Raw genomic sequence first — 16661 nt, 5'->3', positions numbered from 1 at the left:
CTCTTCGTGCTTACTGCTTGGGGAGGACCGGTCCGAGCAGCGAGGAGACCGCGGCGGTGGGCAGCTCGCCGACCGACGGCCCCTGGGTCAGGATGCCCGTGACCATGCCCGTGCCGACGGACGGGAAATCCGCGACCTTGGTGGCCACGCCGTTGTCGAGGGGGTCCACGCCGGTGTGGGCCAGCGGATTCACCTTGAGGTTAGAGATCGGGTCGGAGACCCCTGCGAGGGCCGCCGGAACATCGAGCTCGCCCGCCTGGGCGCCGCCGGCAGCCATCGCGAGGGCCGCACCGGCCATCGAGAAGGTCAGGCCTGCGGTGCGCAGCGCCTTGGGGAGGGGGGCTTTGGGGGCTGCGTGACGTGCCATGGATTCCCGCCTGTGGGCTCGTGTGGGGACGTAGTCGTGCGCGCACGCAGCGTAGTGGAGGTGTGATCCTGGATACCAACGGGTCTTTGGGTAGGTCCCCTGCGCGAGGTAATAGTTCACACTGTTGTTCCGTGAGCTGTTCTTCTCCTTTGCCTACGCGCGTCGTGCTGCTGACCGGGCCCTCGGGCTCCGGCAAGTCCTCGCTGGCCGCCCGTTCGGGCCTGCCCGTCCTGCGCCTGGACGACTTCTACAAGGAGGGCGACGACCCGACCCTGCCGCTGGTCGAGGGCAGCTCCGACATCGACTGGGACTCCCCGCTGTCGTGGGACGCCGAGGTCGCCGTCGCCGCCGTCGCGGAGCTGTGCCGCACCGGCCGCACCGAGGTCCCGGTGTACGACATCGCGACCAGCTCCCGCACCGGCACCGAGACGCTGGACATCGGCCGGACCCCGCTGTTCATCGCGGAGGGGATCTTCGCGGCGGACGTCGTGGCGCGCTGCCAGGAGCTCGGACTGCTGGCGGACGCGCTCTGCCTGCGCGGGCGGCCCAGCACCACCTTCCGCCGCCGCCTGGCCCGTGACCTGCGCGAGGGCCGCAAATCGGTGCCGATGCTCCTGCGGCGCGGGTGGCGGCTCATGCGGGCCGAGCGGGGCATCGTGGCCCGGCACACCGCGCTGGGCGCGCACGCCTGCGGCCGCGACGAGGCCCTCGGGCGGCTTGCCGCAGCAGCGGCGGGGCGGCACCGGGCTGCCGCCGCGGTCTAGGAACGTGAAAAGGCGGGACCCTGCGGACCCCCGGCCGCATGATCCCGCCTTTTTCCCCCGTGGCCCCCGCCCCACCCCCGCAGGACGGGCCCCCTGGCCCGATGGTCCGTGTGGCCGCGCCTACGCGACCAGGTCTTCGAAGGACTCCGACTCGTCGCGGCCGAAGCTCAGCGCCTCGTCCTCGCGCATCCGCCGCAGCGAACGCCAGATGCTCGACTTCACCGTGCCGACGCTGATGCCCAGGATCTCCGCGATCTCCGGGTCCGTGCGGCCCTCGTAGTACCGGAGCACCAGCATCGTGCGCTGCGGCTCCGGAATGCGGGTCAGTGCCTGCCACAGCACGGCGCGCAGCTCCGTACCGCCCATGGCGTCCGTGTCCGAGGCCGTCTCCGGCAGCTCCTCCGTCGGGTACTCGTTGAGCTTGCGCCGGCGCCAGGCGCTGATGTGCAGGTTCGTCATCGTGCGGCGCAGGTACCCGCCGACGGCGGCCTTGTCGCTGATGCGGTCCCAGGCGCGGTACGTGGAGAACAGCGCGGTCTGCAGCAGGTCCTCGGCCTCGTAGCGGTCGCCGGTCAGGTGGAAGGCCGTCGCGTACAGAGCGGCGCGCCGCTCCTGGACGTACGCCGTGAACTCGGCTTCGTTCGAGGAGTCCGGGACGTCCGGGGAGCCCGCCGTGCGCTGGGCGGGGACGGAGGGGCGCTCGTAGGTCTTCGCGTCGATGGCCACCACGTGCGCCGGCCGCCGGGAAGGGGCCGTCGCCGTACGGATTGCCGTGCGGCGGTTCACATCGTGCAGCCGCGTGACAATCGCGCCGGTGCTGGTGCTGTGCAGCGTGTTCATCTCGCGCCCCCCGTCGTGGAGTCTGTCTGGTCCGTTGCCAAGAAGACTGCCCGCCCGAGATAACCGGGGTGTCCTTCGACTGTCACAGGCCTGTCACAGGGGCCCGGGGGAATTCGTGCCCGGATTGGAGCCGCCGCGCGGTCGAAGTCCCGAGGGGCGATGGGACAGAATGAGCCCGTGCCATTCCTGTTGCTCATCGAGGACGACGACGCCATCCGCACGGCCCTCGAACTCTCGCTGTCACGCCAGGGCCACCGTGTGGCCACCGCGGCGACGGGCGAGGACGGCCTCAAACTGCTGCGTGAGCAGCGGCCCGACCTGATCGTGCTCGACGTCATGCTGCCCGGCATCGACGGCTTCGAGGTGTGCCGGCGCATCCGCCGCACCGACCAGCTGCCGATCATCCTGCTCACCGCGCGCAACGACGACATCGACGTGGTCGTCGGCCTGGAGTCGGGAGCCGACGACTACGTCGTCAAGCCCGTGCAGGGCCGGGTGCTCGACGCCCGCATCCGGGCGGTGCTGCGCCGCGGCGAGCGCGAGTCCACCGACACCGCGGTCTTCGGCCCGCTGGTCATCGACCGCTCCGCCATGACGGTGACCAAGAACGGCGAGGACCTCCAGCTCACCCCGACCGAGCTGCGGCTGCTCCTGGAGCTCAGCCGCCGCCCCGGTCAGGCACTCTCCCGCCAGCAGCTGCTGCGGCTGGTGTGGGAGCACGACTACCTCGGTGACTCGCGGCTCGTCGACGCCTGCGTGCAGCGGCTGCGCGCCAAGGTCGAGGAAGTGCCCTCGTCGCCCACCTTGATCCGTACCGTGCGGGGCGTCGGTTACCGACTGGATTCCCCGCAGTGATCCGAGCCCTGTTCGCGGGCCGGCGCTGGACCAGCCTGCGGCTGCGGCTCCTCGTCGTGTTCGCGCTGGTCGCCCTGACGGCCGCCGTCTCCGCGTCCGGGATCGCGTACTGGCTCAACCGCGAGGCCGTCCTGACCCGGACCCAGGACGCCGCCCTCGGCGACTTCCGGCAGGAGATGCAGGACCGGGCCGCGGCGCTGCCCGCCGACCCGACGCAGGAGGAGCTGCAGCACACCGCCGAGATGATGGCGGGCAGCAGCCCCGGCTACAGCGTGCTGCTGGTGGACGAGAAGGACGGCCGCAAGGTGGCCGGTAGCGGCGGTCTCGACGCCTTCTCGCTGGCCGACGTACCGAAGTCGCTCCAGCACGCCGTCGACGACCGGCAGAAGACCACCTCGGCCAACGACGCCGAGTACCACGTGTACTGGCAGCGGACGAAGCCGGACGGGAACCCCTACCTGGTCGGCGGCACCCGGATCGTGGGCGGCGGCCCGACCGGCTACATGTACAAGTCCCTCGCCCAGGAGCGCGACGACCTCAACGCCCTGGCCTGGTCGCTGACCATCGCCACCGGTCTCGCGCTGCTCGGGTCCGCGCTGCTCGCGCAGGCCGCGGCCCGTACGGTCCTGCGACCCGTGCAGCGGCTCGGCGACGCGGCGCGCCGGCTCGGCGAGGGGGAGCTGGACCACCGGCTGGAGGTGTCGGGGACGGACGAACTCGCCGACCTGGCCCACACCTTCAACAAGACGGCGGAGGCGCTGGAGAAGAAGGTCGCCGACATGAGCGCGCGGGAGGAGTCCAGCCGGCGGTTCGTCGCGGACATGTCCCACGAACTGCGCACGCCGCTGACGGCGTTGACGGCGGTCGCCGAGGTGCTGGAGGACGAGGTCGACGATCTCGATCCGATGATCGCACCGGCGGTGGGGCTGGTCGTGAGCGAGACCAGGCGGCTGAACGACCTGGTGGAGAACCTCATGGAGGTCACCCGCTTCGACGCGGGAACGGCGCGGCTGGTGCTGGACGACGTGGACGTCGCCGACCAGGTGACGGCGTGCATCGACACGCGGGCGTGGCTGGACGCGGTCGAACTCGACGCGGAGCGCGGCATCGTGGCGCGGCTCGACCCGCGGCGGCTCGACGTGATCCTGGCCAACCTGATCGGCAACGCGCTCAAGCACGGCGGATCGCCGGTCCGGGTCTCCATCCGGGTGGAGGGGGACTGGCTGGTCATCGCCGTACGGGACAACGGGCCGGGCATCCCCGAGGCCGTACTGCCGCACGTCTTCGACCGGTTCTACAAGGCGAGCGCGTCGCGGCCGAAGTCCGACGGCAGCGGGCTCGGGCTGTCCATCGCGATGGAGAACGCGCACATCCACGGCGGCGACATCACCGCGGAGAACGGGGCGCAGGGCGGTGCGCTGTTCACGCTGCGGCTGCCGGTGGACGTGGGGAAGGTGATCGCCGGTGACGATGACGACGAGGCGTAGGACGGCGAAGCCCGGTTCGACGGGTCGCGGAACGGCGGAGCGCAGGACGGCGGGGCGTGGCGCGACGGCCGCGGTGACGGTCCTGAGCCTGCTGTCCCTGGGACTCCTGTCGGGGTGCGGGATCCGCGCGACCACCGTGCCGGTGGACGTGGGCCCGGCGCCCTCGCGGGTCTCCTGCAAGAAACCATCGACGCCGCCGAGCACGCCCGCCGGAACCGGCGGGATGCAGGGCATCCGGGCCACGGTGGAACTGGTCTGCGGGGCGCAGCTGGTGGGCGTCCAGCGGGTGGTGCCGGTGCCGGAGAAGCGGCCCGCGCCGGACGTGGCGGTGCTCGTCACCCAGGCCCTGCTGGAGGTGCTCCAGCGGGAGCCGTCGGCGGAGGAGCGGGAGGCCGGCTTCACCAGCGAGGTGCCGGCCCTGCTGGCGGCCTCGGCGCCGCGGCCGGGAGATCCGCAGGGCACCGTACGGCTGAGCCGCAAGCCCGAGGACCTGCCCCCGGTGGCGCTGTCGCAGCTGGTGTGCACGCTCGCGGAGAGCGACGCGGTGTCGCCGGGGCCGGGCCCGGTGGTCCTGGGCGGTCCCGACGCGGATCCGCCGAGGGCCTGGGAGTGCACGGACGCCGTCCGCTCCCGTCCGGAGGCGGTCCCGACGCTCGGCGACGTGGTCCGGCCGTCGGCGAGCCCGGCGCCCGCTCCCTCGCCTTCCTGACCCGGATACGGCGAGGGCCCCCCGAGCCGGAGGCTCGGGGGGCCCTCGCAACGAGCGGCTAAATGCCGGCCGCCGCCGCGAGGTCCTTCTTGATCGCGTCGAGGACTTCCTGGCCGCGGGCGCGGGCCGGGAGCAGGTCGGAGGCGTCCGCCACCGGGACCACGACCTCCAGGTAGCACTTCAGCTTGGGCTCCGTGCCGGACGGGCGGACGATCACCCGGGCCTTGTAGTCGCCCTCCAGGTAGTAGCGCAGACCGTCCGTGGGCGGGAGCGTCGCCGTGCCCTCGTTCAGGTCCTCCGCCGAGGTGACCCGCAGGCCCGCCAGCGAGGCCGGGGGCTCCGCGCGCAGCGCCGCCATCGCCGAGGCGATGACCGACAGGTCCTCCACGCGGACCGACAGCTGGTCGGTGGCGTGCAGACCGTGCTCCATCGCCAGGTCGTCCAGCAGGTCGGTCAGGGTGCGGCCCTGCTCCTTGAGCTCCGAGGCCAGCTCCGCGACGAGCAGGGCGGCCGTGACGCCGTCCTTGTCGCGGACGCCCTCGGGGTCCACGCAGTAGCCGAGCGCCTCTTCGTACCCGTAGCGCAGGCCCTCGACGCGGGAGATCCACTTGAAGCCCGTGAGGGTCTCCTCGTAGCCCACGCCCGCGGCCTCCGCGATCCGTCCGAGGAGGGAGGAGGAGACGATCGACTCGGCGAAGACGCCCGTGGCGCCCTTGTGCACCAGGTGGGCGGCGAGCAGCGCGCCGACCTCGTCGCCGCGCAGCATCCGCCAGCCGGAGGCCGAGGCGGCGTCCGGGACGGCCACCGCGCAGCGGTCGGCGTCGGGGTCGTTGGCGATGACGATGTCCGGGTTCACCCGGGCGGCCGTGGCGAAGGACAGGTCCATCGCGCCCGGCTCCTCCGGGTTGGGGAAGGCCACCGTCGGGAAGGCCGGGTCGGGCTCCGCCTGCTCGGCCACGAGGACCGGGGCGGGGAAGCCGGCGCGGGCGAAGGCGGCCAGGACCACGTCCTTGCCGACGCCGTGCATGGCCGTGTAGACGGTCCGCACGCCGCGCGGTGACCCGGGGGTCAGGACGGCGTCCGTGCGTGCCAGGTAGGCCTCCAGGACCTCGTCGCCGAGGTCCTGCCAGCCGTCCTCGGCCCGCGGTACGTCGGCCAGTGCGGCGATCGCGTCGATCTGCGCGGCGATCTCCGCGTCGGCCGGGGAGACGATCTGCGAACCGTCGCCGAGGTAGACCTTGTAGCCGTTGTCCCGGGGCGGGTTGTGGCTCGCGGTCACCTCGACGCCGGCGACGGCGCCCAGGTGCCTTATGGCGTACGCGAGGACGGGCGTCGGCAGCGGCCGGGGCAGGACGGCGGCGCGCAGCCCGGCGCCGATCATCACCGCGGCGGTGTCGCGGGCGAAGTCGGCCGACTTGTAGCGGGCGTCGTAGCCGACGACGACCAGGCCGCCGTCGTGGCCCTGGGCCTTGAGGTAGGCCGCGAGGCCGGCCGCGGCCCGGATGACCACATTGCGGTTCATCCGCATCGGGCCCGCGCCCAGCTCGCCGCGGAGTCCGGCGGTGCCGAACTGCAGCATGCCGGAGAAGCGGTCCGCGAGCTCGGTCGTGTCACCGGCCTCGATGAGCTTGGCGAGCTCGTCGGCCGTCTCCGGGTCCGGGTCCTCGGCCATCCAGGCCCGGGCCCGTGCGATCAGATCGTCCTGCACGTCCTGCACGTCCTGCACTACTTCCGCCTTACCTCTCGTACGGTCCGTCGTCCGTCGTCCGGTGCGTCGTTCAGATCCGGGCGAGGACCTGGGTCAGCAGCTTGCCCATGCGCGCGGCCGAGTCGCGGCCGGCCTGGAGCACCTCTTCGTGGTTCAGCGGCTCGCCGGACAGGCCCGCCGCCAGGTTGGTGACCAGCGAGATGCCGAGCACCTCGGCGCCGGCCTCACGGGCGGCGATGGCCTCCAGCACGGTGGACATGCCGACCAGGTCGGCGCCCATGACGCGGATCATGTTGATCTCGGCCGGGGTCTCGTAGTGCGGGCCGGGGAACTGCACGTAGACGCCCTCTTCGAGGGTCTCGTCGATCTCCTTGCACATCGCGCGCAGGCGCGGCGAGTACAGGTCGGTCAGGTCCACGAAGTTCGCGCCGACGATCGGCGAGGTGGCCGTGAGGTTGAGGTGGTCGCTGATCAGGACCGGCTGGCCGGGCTTCATGCCCTCGCGCAGGCCACCGCAGCCGTTGGTCAGGACGATGGTCTTGCAGCCGGCGGCGACGGCCGTGCGCACGCCGTGGGCGACGGCGGCGACGCCGCGGCCCTCGTAGTAGTGGGTCCGGCCGAGGAAGAGCAGGGCGCGCTTCTCGCCGATCTTGTACGAGCGGATCTTGCCGCCGTGGCCCTCGACGGCGGGGGGCGGGAAGCCGGGCAGCTCGGTGACCGGGAACTCGGCCTCGGGCGCGCCGAGCGCCTCCGCGGCGGGGGCCCAGCCGGAGCCCATCACGAGGGCGACATCGTGGGTCTCGGCGCCGGTCAGCTCGCGCAGGCGGGCGGCGGCGGCGTCGGCGGCGGCGAAGGGGTCGGTAACAGATGCGTTCACGCGGAAGAGCGTAGCCGCTCTTCTCCTACGCGCGTAGATGGCGCAGCTCACGGTATTCGGATCGTTGCCTTGTCGTTTCCGACCAATTGTCCCGGGCGGGGTGCGTGGGGGCCGTGCGGCGCCGTTGCCGGGGCTCTGCCCCGGACCCCGCGCCTCAAACGCCGGCGGGGCTGGATTTGGCCTGCGGGGCCGGATGTGGCCTGTGGGGTCGTATATGGCCAGTGGGGCCGGATTCAGCAGGGTCGCTTGCGCAGTTCCATCACGTAGTCGTGCGGGGCGCCCGCGGATTCGGCCGCGTCGGCGAGTTCGCCCAGGTAGCGGGCCGAGGGCAGGCCGCCCTCGTAGCCGTTGAGGACGTACACCCAGGCCGCTTCCTCGCCGTCCAGCGTGTGCACGCGCACCCGCATGCGGCGGTAGATGTCGAGCCCGACGCCCTCCCACCGGTCCATCGAGTCCTCGTCGAGCGGGGCCACGTCGTACAGCGCGACGAAGACCTGGTGGCGCGGAGCCTCGACGATCGTCGCCAGCGCGCCCTCCCAGCCCATCTGCTCGCCGCCGAAGGTCAGCCGCCAGTCGTTGATCCAGCCCGTTCCGCGCAGCGGCGAATGCGGAGCGCGGCGCGTCATCAGCCGCGGGTCGAGGTTGCCGGCGTACGCGGCGTAGAGCGACATGAGGTCGAGGGTACGGGAGGGGCGGCCCCCGCTGCGCTCCCGGCCGCGTACGGGGCCCGCGTCCCGGATGGTGGGACCGGGCGTGAAGCACCTTGATGCGTGCGGGACAATGACGTACGGAATGCATCCCCCGGGGAGACCCCCCGGAAGCCCCGGCCGGGGCGGCAGCCGGCCGGGTAGACGTGAGGCGGAGTTTTCGTGACCCGGATCGTGATCATCGGCGGCGGACCCGGCGGGTATGAGGCGGCCCTCGTAGGGGCCCAGCTCGGCGCGGAGGTGACCGTCGTGGACTGCGACGGTCTGGGCGGCGCGTCGGTGCTCACCGACTGCGTGCCCTCCAAGACTCTCATCGCGACCGCCGAGGTCATGACGACCTTCGACTCGTCGTACGAGGAACTGGGCATCGTCGTCGCGGACGACACCCCGCACATCGAGCAGGCCGCGCGCGTCGTCGGCGTGGACCTCGGCAAGGTGAACCGGCGCGTCAAGCGCCTGGCGCTCGCCCAGTCCCACGACATCACCGCGTCCGTCACCCGGGCCGGCGCCCGCGTCGTGCGGGGCCGCGCCAAGCTCGGCGGCCCGCAGGGCATCGACGGGACGCGGGACGTCATCGTCACGGCGGCCGACGGATCCGAGACGATCCTGACCGCCGACGCGGTGCTCATCGCGACCGGCGGGCACCCCCGCGAGATCCCGGACGCGATGCCCGACGGCGAGCGGATCCTGAACTGGACCCAGGTCTACGACCTGGAGGAGCTCCCCGAGGAGCTCATCGTGGTCGGCTCCGGCGTGACCGGCGCCGAGTTCGCCGGCGCGTACCAGGCCCTCGGCTCCCGGGTGACCCTCGTGTCCTCCCGCGACCGGGTGCTCCCCGGCGAGGACCCGGACGCCGCCGCCGTGCTGGAGGACGTCTTCCGGCGCCGCGGCATGAACGTCATCGGCCGCTCCCGCGCGGAGTCCGCGAAGCGGGTGGGCGACCGGGTCGAGGTCACCCTCTCCGACGGCCGGGTCCTCTCCGGCACGCACTGCCTGATGGCGGTCGGCGCGATCCCGAACACGGGCAACATGAACCTGGAGGAGTCCGGGGTCAAGCTCAAGGAGTCCGGGCACATCTGGACCGACAAGGTCTCCCGTACCTCTTCGCCCGGCGTGTACGCGGCCGGCGACGTGACCGGGGTCTTCGCGCTGGCTTCGGTTGCCGCCATGCAGGGGCGCATCGCGATGTACCACTTCCTCGGCGACGCGGTGGCCCCGCTGAACCTGAAGACGGTCTCCTCGAACGTCTTCACCGACCCCGAGATCGCCACCGTCGGTTACACCCAGGCCGACGTGGACTCGGGCAAGATCGATGCCCGTGTCGTGAAGCTCCCGCTGCTGCGCAACCCGCGCGCCAAGATGCAGGGCATCCGGGACGGCTTCGTGAAGATGTTCTGCCGGCCCGGCACCGGGATCGTCGTGGGCGGCGTGGTCGTCTCGCCGCGCGCGAGCGAGCTCATCCACCCGATCTCGATCGCCGTCGACAACAACCTGACGGTCGAGCAGATCGCAAACGCGTTCACCGTGTACCCCTCGCTGTCCGGTTCGATCGCCGAGGTCGCCCGCCAGCTGCACACGCGGAAGTCCTCCGACGAGGCGTAAGTACCGATAACGGCCCTTGTGAGCAAGGGCTTTGGAGTGAATGGTCGGCCCGTCGCGGAGCAAGTGCGCGGCGGGCCGACCCCGTATACCACTAACTGCCCCACGGTATGGACAACTTCGGAATTCCGGCGCAAGGAGCTGAAAGCAGACGGTCACCCGGGTTACTGTCAGTTTCGTGTTCGCTGCAGAACGTCGCCAATTGATCCTCGAAATGGTGCGGGCCAACGGAGCGGTATCGCTCCGGGAGCTCGCCCGCGTCGTCCAGACCTCCGAAGTGACCGTACGGCGGGACGTGCGGGCACTGGAGGCAGAAGGACTCCTCGACCGCCGGCACGGCGGTGCGGTACTGCCGGGCGGTTTCACGCGAGAATCCGGCTTTCCGCAAAAATCCCATCTCGCGACGGCGGAGAAGACCGCCATCGCCGATGTCGCGGCCGGACTCGTCGAAGAAGGCGAGGCCGTGGTCGTCGGCGCGGGCACCACCACCCAGGAGCTGGCCCGCCGGCTCGCCAGGGTGCCCGGACTCACCGTCGTCACCAACTCCCTGCTCGTCGCACAGGCGCTGGCCCATGCGAACCGGGTGGAAGTGGTGATGACGGGCGGAACCCTGCGCGGTTCCAACTACGCGCTGGTCGGCAGCGGCGCCGAGCAGTCCCTCCAGGGGCTGCGGGTCTCGCGGGCCTTCCTGTCCGGCAGCGGTCTGACCGCCGAGCGCGGGCTGTCCACCTCCAACATGCTCTCCGCGAGCGTGGACCGGGCGCTGGTGCAGGCCGCGGCGGAGGTGGTGGTCCTGGCCGACCACACGAAGCTCGGGACGGACACCATGTTCCAGACCGTGCCGACCGATGTGATCACCCGTCTGGTGACGGACGAGCCGCCGCCGCACGACGACCGGGCCGGTACGGAGCTGCAGGCGCTGGCGGACCAGGGCGTGCAGATCACCGTGGCCGGGGCCAGTGCCTCCGGCGGTGGGGAGTCGATGGCCGGGCGGCGTCCGCGCCGGGAGTCTCCGCTCCCCGTCCAGCGTCGCGGTGGGCCGACGGCCCAGCTCCGCAGCGCGGGGGCGCCGTTGCACGAGCAGCAGGCGGAGCGGGCGCGGGTCGCGGACATGCGGCGCCGGTAGGCCGCCTGCGGCGCCCTTGAAAAGATCGCCTCAAACGCCGGCGGGGCTGGATGCGTCCAGCCCCGCCGGCGTTTGAGGCGCGGGGTCCGGGGCGCGAGCCCCGGACGCCCCGTCCAGGACGTCAGTCCTTGATCTCGCAGATGGCCGCGCCGGAGGTGAGCGACGCGCCGACCTCTGCCGCGAGGCCCACGATCGTGCCCGAGCGGTGGGCGTTCAGCGGCTGTTCCATCTTCATTGCTTCGAGGACGACGATCAGGTCGCCCTCGTTGACCTGCTGGCCCTCCTCGACCGCGACCTTCACGATCGTGCCCTGCATGGGCGAGGCCAGGGTGTCGCCGGAGGCGGCCGGGCCGGACTTCTTGGCCGCGCGGCGCTTCGGCTTCGCGCCGCCCGCAGCGGCCGTACGGGCCAGGGTCATGCCCAGCGAGGACGGGAGGGAGACCTCCAGGCGCTTGCCGCCGACCTCGACGACCACCGTCTCGCGGCCGGGCTCGTCCTCGGTGTCGTCCGCGGCGGGGACCACGAACGCGGGGATCTCGTTGACGAACTCGGTCTCGATCCAGCGGGTGTGGATCGTGAACGGGTCCGCGGTGAAGGCGGGGTCGACGACGACCGCACGGTGGAACGGGATGGCCGTGGCCATGCCCTCCACCTCGAACTCGGCCAGCGCGCGGGCCGCCCGCTGCAGGGCCTGCTCGCGGGTGGCGCCCGTGACGATGAGCTTGGCGAGCAGGGAGTCCCAGGCGGGGCCGATGACCGAGCCGGACTCGACGCCCGCGTCCAGGCGGACGCCCGGACCGGTCGGCGGGGCGAACTTGGTGACGGTGCCCGGTGCCGGGAGGAAGCCGCGGCCCGGGTCTTCGCCGTTGATGCGGAACTCGAAGGAGTGACCGCGCAGGACGGGGTCGCCGTAGCCGAGCTCTTCGCCGTCGGCGATGCGGAACATCTCGCGCACCAGGTCGATGCCGGTGACCTCTTCGGTGACCGGGTGCTCGACCTGCAGGCGGGTGTTGACCTCCAGGAAGGAGATCAGGCCGTCGGCGGAGACGAGGAACTCGACGGTGCCGGCGCCGACGTAGCCGGCTTCCTTCAGGATCGCCTTCGACGCCGCGTACAGCTCGGCGTTCTGGGCCTCGGTCAGGAACGGCGCCGGGGCCTCCTCCACCAGCTTCTGGTGGCGGCGCTGCAGCGAGCAGTCACGGGTCGAGACGACGACCACGTTGCCGTGGGAGTCGGCCAGGCACTGGGTCTCCACGTGGCGGGGCTTGTCGAGGTACTGCTCGACGAAGCACTCGCCGCGGCCGAAGGCGGCGACGGCCTCGCGCACGGCGGAGTCGTAGAGCTCCGGGATCTCCTCGATGTTCCGGGCGACCTTCAGACCGCGACCGCCACCGCCGAAGGCGGCCTTGATCGCGATCGGCAGGCCGTGCTCCTTGGCGAACGCGACGACCTCGTCCGACCCGGAGACCGGGTCCGGGGTGCCGGCCACCAGCGGGGCGCCGGCGCGCAGCGCGATGTGGCGGGCGGCGACCTTGTCACCGAGGTCGCGGATCGCCTGCGGCGGCGGGCCGATCCAGATCAGGCCCGCGTCGATGACGGCCTGCGCGAATTCGGCGTTCTCGGAAAGGAAGCCGTATCCGGGATGGATGGCGTCCGCACCGGAGTCGGCTGCGGCCTGCAGGATCTTGGAGATGTCCAAGTAGCTGGCGGCCGGGGTGTCACCGCCCAACGCGAAAGCTTCGTCGGCCGCGCGGACGTGCAGAGCGTCCCGGTCCGGGTCGGCGTAGACGGCTACGCTCGCGATCCCGGCATCCCGGCAGGCCCGAGCAACGCGGACTGCGATTTCGCCACGGTTGGCGATGAGCACCTTGCGCACGATGGCTCCCTCCTTGAAACAAGCTGAGTTTAGGGACAGCCCACACGGCCTTTCGACCCTTCCCCGGTGGTGACCTTGCCCACACGGACTGTTATCCGAGTCGACCCCGGGTCGATAAAAGCCTTGTGGCGCCCCATGTCAGGGGGATCCCCGACTGCACAGTAACCCTGCCGTGTGTCCGGGGTCTCTGTTCGCCGGGTCAGCCGCCCGGGGTGATTCTTTGTCGAATCCCTACGAACGGCCCATGCATTCCTTGCGCGGGCGCGGCGTCGGCACCGGGCCGACGCCGTACGGCAGCCCGACCGTAACGAAGCGGTCCGGGCCCCTTGTCCGAAGGTTTACCCGTTAGTAGCCTCCAGGCGTCGAACGGGCTTGTGTATGCGGGGTGGGGGCGTCGTGGCTGGTGTGAGCGGTGTGGGTGGAGTGGTGCTGCGGAGATCCGTGGCCGGAGCGACCGCGGTCGTTCTCGTCGTGGAGGCGGCGGTGCTCGGCTTCGTCCACCTCGTCCTGGGACGGACCACCGAGAACCAGTCCATGTCCATCGCGGGCGGCGATCCGGATGTCATGTCCAAGGCAACTTATGCGCTCGGTGCCGGCATGGCCGTGTTCCTGCTGGCCTGCGCGGTGTTCCTCGTCATCGCCGCGGTCCGCGACCGGGCCCTGAGCGGCTTCGCGCGCGTGCTGCTCGTCAGCGCCGCCGTCACCCACGGACTGCTCGGCGCCCTCGTCGTCGGCCTGGTGGGCTGGGGCGCCTTCGCGGTGATGATGCTGATCCTCTGCCTGCTGGTGCTGAGCCTGACGCTCTACGCGGCCAAGGGCGCGGGCGGGGCCGCAGACGGCGCGGGCGGCCCCGCGGAGGGCTCCAGCGGCCCCCTGGACGGCTTCGCGGGCCCGGACGCCCCGGACGAGCGGCCCGAGATCCGGGACGCGCCGCCGGGCCACCCGCTCGCCGACTTCGGCGACTTCGGCAAGCCCGGGGACGTCAGGCCCACAAGTCCGTGATCGAAAAGCCCAGTTCGGCCAGCAGCGAGCGCAGCAGCGGCATGGAGATCCCGATCACATTGCCGTGATCCCCGTCGATTCCCTCGATGAACGGGGCCGACAGCCCGTCCAGGGTGAACGCCCCCGCCACGTGCAGCGGTTCCCCGCTCGCCACGTACGCCGCCACCTCGGCGTCCGTCGGCTCGCCGAAGCGGACCGTCGTCGACGCCGTGGCCGAAACCTTCGCGCCGCTCGCCGTGTCGATCACGCAGTGCCCGGTGCGCAGCACCCCGGCGCGCCCGCGCATCGACTTCCAGCGGGCCGTGGCCTCCTCGGCGTCCGCCGGCTTGCCCAGCGCCTCGCCGTCCAGCTCCAGCACGGAGTCGCAGCCGATCACCAGGGCCCCCGCGGCCTCGTCCAGGGCCGCCACGACGGCGGCCTTCGCCTCGGCCAGCGCGAGCGCCAGCTCGGCGGGGGAGTCGGCGGTCAGGGCGTCCTCGTCGAAGCCGCTCACGATCACGTGCGGGGCGAGCCCGGCCTGCCGCAGCAGGTTCAGCCGGGCGGGCGAAGCGGAGGCGAGGACGAGGGCGTGGCGGGGGGCAGCAGTCATGCCCGCCATCGTAGGGGCGGCCCGGGGGTACGGGCCGCGGTGCTTCGAGGGCAGGCTTCAGAAACCGCCCACGCCCAGCACGTACACCACGACGACCATCGCGATGACGACGATCACCGTCATCCGCCGGACCATCGCCTCGGCGTCGCGCATGTCTTTGGGCGGCTCGTTCTTCGGGTCTGACCAGAGCATGCCCCGATCCTGTCCCGGAGCACGCCCGTGGCGCCTGAGTACGGGTACTCAGGCGCCACGGGCAGTTCACGCCATCTTCACTTGTGCCCGGCTGCGCGGGAACGTGCCCGGCTAAGAGGGCCAGTACGTACGGCCCCACGCGCCCGGCCCGGGGTGCGGCAGGGTGCGGCGGGCCACCCGGCCCGGCGCCGACCACGCGTCGCTCACCCGCTCCGCGCCCGACGGCTCCGACGCGAGGGCCGCCGCGCGCGCTCGGACCACCGCCAGTGCGGCGGCCAGCTCCTCGGGGGTCGGGTTCCCCTTGACGACCTTGATCACCACTATGAGCTCCTCGTGCCTGCTAGAGCGGGATGTTGCCGTGCTTCTTCGGGGGCAGGGACTCCCGCTTGGTGCGCAGCTGCCGCAGTCCCTTCACCACGTGCGCCCGGGTCTCGGACGGCATGGTCACCGCGTCGATGTACCCGCGCTCGGCGGCCGTGTACGGGTTCAGCAGCGCGTCCTCGTACTCGGTGATGAGCCGCGCCCTGGTCTCCTCGGCGGTGCCGGCCTCCTCGGCCTCGGCGATGGCCCGGCGGTGCAGGATGTTGACCGCTCCCTGCGCGCCCATGACGGCGATCTGCGCGGTCGGCCAGGCGAGGTTGAGGTCGGCGCCCAGGTGCTTGGAGCCCATCACGTCGTAGGCGCCGCCGAAGGCCTTGCGGGTGATGACGGTGATCAGGGGGACGGTCGCCTCGGCGTAGGCGTAGATCAGCTTGGCGCCGCGCCTGATGATTCCGTTGTACTCCTGGTCGGTGCCCGGCAGGAAGCCCGGCACGTCGACGAAGGTCAGCACCGGGATGTTGAACGCGTCGCAGGTCCGGACGAAGCGGGCCGCCTTCTCGGAGGCGTCGATGTCCAGGCAGCCGGCGAACTGCATCGGCTGGTTGGCGACGACCCCGACCGGGTGCCCCTCGACGCGGCCGAAGCCGGTGAGGATGTTCGGCGCGAAGAGCGACTGGGTCTCCAGGAACTCCGCGTCGTCGAGCACGTGCTCGATCACCTTGTGCATGTCGTACGGCTGGTTCGCGCTGTCCGGGATCAGCACGTCGAGCTCGCGGTCGGTCTCGGTGACCTCGGTGTCGGCTTCCTCGGGGAAGGCCGGGGGCTCCGAGAGGTTGTTCGACGGGAGGTAGGAGAGCAGCGACTTGACGTACTCGATGGCGTCCTTCTCGTCACCCGCCATGTGGTGCGCGACGCCGGACGTGCTGTTGTGCGTACGCGCCCCGCCCAGCTCCTCGAAGCCGACGTCCTCGCCGGTGACGGTCTTGATGACGTCCGGGCCGGTGATGAACATGTGCGAGGTCTGGTCGACCATGACCGTGAAGTCGGTGATGGCCGGGGAGTACACGGCCCCGCCGGCACACGGGCCGACGACCAGGCTGATCTGCGGGATCACCCCGGAGGCGTGGACGTTGCGGCGGAAGATCTCGCCGTACATGCCGAGGGCGCTGACGCCCTCCTGGATGCGGGCGCCACCGGAGTCGTTGATCCCGATCAGCGGGCAGCCGGTCTTCAGCGCGAAGTCCATCACCTTCATGATCTTCTGGCCGTAGACCTCGCCCAGCGCCCCGCCGAAGACGGTGAAGTCCTGCGAGAACAGGGCGACGGGCCGCCCGTCGACGGTGCCGTAGCCGGTGACGACGCCGTCGCCGTACGGCCGGGTCTTCTCCAGCCCGAAGTTCGTCGAACGGTGCCGGGCGAACTCGTCCAGCTCGACGAAGGACCCCTCGTCCAGCAGCAGGGCCACTCGCTCACGCGCCGTCAGCTTGCCCTTGGCGTGCTGCTTCTCCACCGCCCGCCCGGACCCGGCGTGCGTGGCTTCCTCGATGCGGCGCTGCAGATCCGCGATCTTCCCCGCGGTGGTGTGCATGTCGATCGGCTCTGACGGTTGTGACATCGGGGTCGCGGCTCCCTGCGTGGTGTC

The 16661-nt window shown here is 71.7% G+C and carries 17 protein-coding genes; 7 read left to right on the top strand and 10 right to left on the bottom strand.

All coding sequences use genetic code 11. The features are described 5' to 3' along the window. Positions 1-10: 10 nt before the first annotated feature. The gene (locus OHA37_RS14205) at positions 11-367 is read right to left on the bottom strand and encodes a hypothetical protein (protein ID WP_266905203.1); all 357 of its coding nucleotides are present in this window, start codon (positions 365-367) and stop codon (positions 11-13) included. Positions 368-432: 65 nt separating this feature from the next. Between OHA37_RS14205 and OHA37_RS14200 the strand changes: the two genes are divergently transcribed. Beyond that, positions 433-1131 carry a uridine kinase family protein gene (locus OHA37_RS14200; protein WP_266912776.1) on the top strand — a complete coding sequence of 233 codons (699 nt, stop codon included), beginning with the start codon at positions 433-435 and terminating at the stop codon, positions 1129-1131. Between the two features lie 120 nt (positions 1132-1251). Here OHA37_RS14200 and OHA37_RS14195 read toward each other — a convergent pair whose 3' ends face one another. Then, positions 1252-1971, bottom strand: a complete 720-nt coding sequence (locus tag OHA37_RS14195) for a SigE family RNA polymerase sigma factor (RefSeq protein ID WP_266905201.1) — start codon at positions 1969-1971, stop codon at positions 1252-1254. 177 nt (positions 1972-2148) lie between these two features. Between OHA37_RS14195 and afsQ1 the strand changes: the two genes are divergently transcribed. The 3 genes from afsQ1 to OHA37_RS14180 are packed head-to-tail and all read left to right on the top strand — an operon-like array spanning position 2149 to position 5022. Next, a complete protein-coding gene (gene afsQ1, locus OHA37_RS14190) occupies positions 2149-2826 on the top strand; it encodes a two-component system response regulator AfsQ1 (RefSeq protein ID WP_254382550.1) in 678 nt (225 codons plus the stop codon). Beyond that, positions 2823-4313 (top strand): sensor histidine kinase, encoded by a 1491-nt coding sequence (locus tag OHA37_RS14185; protein ID WP_266905199.1) that lies wholly within the window; start codon positions 2823-2825, stop codon positions 4311-4313. Before afsQ1 ends, OHA37_RS14185 begins: the two co-directional genes overlap by 4 nt. Continuing rightward, the gene (locus OHA37_RS14180; RefSeq protein WP_323182409.1) at positions 4297-5022 is read left to right on the top strand and encodes a hypothetical protein; all 726 of its coding nucleotides are present in this window, start codon (positions 4297-4299) and stop codon (positions 5020-5022) included. Before OHA37_RS14185 ends, OHA37_RS14180 begins: the two co-directional genes overlap by 17 nt. A gap of 58 nt (positions 5023-5080) precedes the next feature. Here OHA37_RS14180 and OHA37_RS14175 read toward each other — a convergent pair whose 3' ends face one another. From OHA37_RS14175 to OHA37_RS14165, 3 genes are all read right to left on the bottom strand, one after another. Further along, positions 5081-6730 (bottom strand): phospho-sugar mutase, encoded by a 1650-nt coding sequence (locus OHA37_RS14175; protein ID WP_266912775.1) that lies wholly within the window; start codon positions 6728-6730, stop codon positions 5081-5083. Between the two features lie 70 nt (positions 6731-6800). Then, on the bottom strand, positions 6801-7607 hold the full coding sequence (locus tag OHA37_RS14170) for a purine-nucleoside phosphorylase (RefSeq protein ID WP_266905195.1): 807 nt from the start codon (positions 7605-7607) through the stop codon (positions 6801-6803). Positions 7608-7840: 233 nt separating this feature from the next. Next, complete coding sequence (locus OHA37_RS14165) at positions 7841-8278, bottom strand: gamma-glutamylcyclotransferase (RefSeq protein ID WP_112449900.1); 438 nt, start codon at positions 8276-8278, stop codon at positions 7841-7843. Positions 8279-8476: 198 nt separating this feature from the next. Between OHA37_RS14165 and OHA37_RS14160 the strand changes: the two genes are divergently transcribed. Both OHA37_RS14160 and OHA37_RS14155 read left to right on the top strand, forming a co-directional pair. Continuing rightward, the gene (locus OHA37_RS14160) at positions 8477-9916 is read left to right on the top strand and encodes an NAD(P)H-quinone dehydrogenase (RefSeq protein WP_266905193.1); all 1440 of its coding nucleotides are present in this window, start codon (positions 8477-8479) and stop codon (positions 9914-9916) included. Positions 9917-10091: 175 nt separating this feature from the next. Next, positions 10092-11039, top strand: coding sequence for a DeoR/GlpR family DNA-binding transcription regulator (locus OHA37_RS14155; RefSeq protein ID WP_266905191.1), 948 nt, complete (start codon positions 10092-10094; stop codon positions 11037-11039). A 121-nt stretch (positions 11040-11160) separates the two neighbouring features. Here the strand turns inward: OHA37_RS14155 and OHA37_RS14150 are convergent, their stop codons facing one another. After that, on the bottom strand, positions 11161-12915 hold the full coding sequence (locus OHA37_RS14150) for an acetyl/propionyl/methylcrotonyl-CoA carboxylase subunit alpha (RefSeq protein ID WP_266905189.1): 1755 nt from the start codon (positions 12913-12915) through the stop codon (positions 11161-11163). Between the two features lie 441 nt (positions 12916-13356). On the opposite strand from OHA37_RS14150, the gene OHA37_RS14145 reads away from it, so the two are divergent. Continuing rightward, positions 13357-13917, top strand: a complete 561-nt coding sequence (locus OHA37_RS14145; RefSeq protein WP_266905187.1) for a hypothetical protein — start codon at positions 13357-13359, stop codon at positions 13915-13917. Here OHA37_RS14145 and OHA37_RS14140 read toward each other — a convergent pair. From OHA37_RS14140 to OHA37_RS14125, 4 genes are all read right to left on the bottom strand, one after another. Further along, a complete protein-coding gene (locus OHA37_RS14140; RefSeq protein ID WP_266905185.1) occupies positions 13898-14506 on the bottom strand; it encodes a Maf family protein in 609 nt (202 codons plus the stop codon). The genes OHA37_RS14145 and OHA37_RS14140 overlap by 20 nt on opposite strands. Before the next feature lie 57 nt (positions 14507-14563). Next, positions 14564-14698: a morphogenic membrane protein MmpB gene (mmpB, locus tag OHA37_RS14135; protein ID WP_266880764.1), complete on the bottom strand. Its 135-nt coding sequence runs from the start codon at positions 14696-14698 to the stop codon at positions 14564-14566. A gap of 111 nt (positions 14699-14809) precedes the next feature. Further along, the gene (locus OHA37_RS14130; protein WP_266905183.1) at positions 14810-15019 is read right to left on the bottom strand and encodes an acyl-CoA carboxylase subunit epsilon; all 210 of its coding nucleotides are present in this window, start codon (positions 15017-15019) and stop codon (positions 14810-14812) included. A 19-nt stretch (positions 15020-15038) separates the two neighbouring features. Further along, positions 15039-16634: an acyl-CoA carboxylase subunit beta gene (locus tag OHA37_RS14125; protein WP_266905181.1), complete on the bottom strand. Its 1596-nt coding sequence runs from the start codon at positions 16632-16634 to the stop codon at positions 15039-15041. Positions 16635-16661: the final 27 nt, after the last annotated feature.

It is taken from the genome of Streptomyces sp. NBC_00335 (assembly GCF_036127095.1).
Classification (GTDB): Bacteria; Actinomycetota; Actinomycetes; order Streptomycetales; family Streptomycetaceae; genus Streptomyces.
Note: the sequence above shows the minus strand (reverse complement) of the source record. Positions and strands in the feature narration are given on the sequence as shown.

What these genes read in the sequence shown, in the direction of transcription:
- OHA37_RS14165 (WP_112449900.1), bottom strand. Translation starts at nt 8,278, where the DNA reads ATGTCGCTCTACGCCGCGTACGCCGGCAACCTCGACCCGCGGCTGATG.
- OHA37_RS14195 (WP_266905201.1), bottom strand. Translation starts at nt 1,971, where the DNA reads ATGAACACGCTGCACAGCACCAGCACCGGCGCGATTGTCACGCGGCTG.
- mmpB (WP_266880764.1), bottom strand. Translation starts at nt 14,698, where the DNA reads ATGCTCTGGTCAGACCCGAAGAACGAGCCGCCCAAAGACATGCGCGAC.
- OHA37_RS14205 (WP_266905203.1), bottom strand. Translation starts at nt 367, where the DNA reads ATGGCACGTCACGCAGCCCCCAAAGCCCCCCTCCCCAAGGCGCTGCGC.
- OHA37_RS14140 (WP_266905185.1), bottom strand. Translation starts at nt 14,506, where the DNA reads ATGACTGCTGCCCCCCGCCACGCCCTCGTCCTCGCCTCCGCTTCGCCC.
- OHA37_RS14180 (WP_323182409.1), top strand. Translation starts at nt 4,297, where the DNA reads ATGACGACGAGGCGTAGGACGGCGAAGCCCGGTTCGACGGGTCGCGGA.
- OHA37_RS14125 (WP_266905181.1), bottom strand. Translation starts at nt 16,634, where the DNA reads ATGTCACAACCGTCAGAGCCGATCGACATGCACACCACCGCGGGGAAG.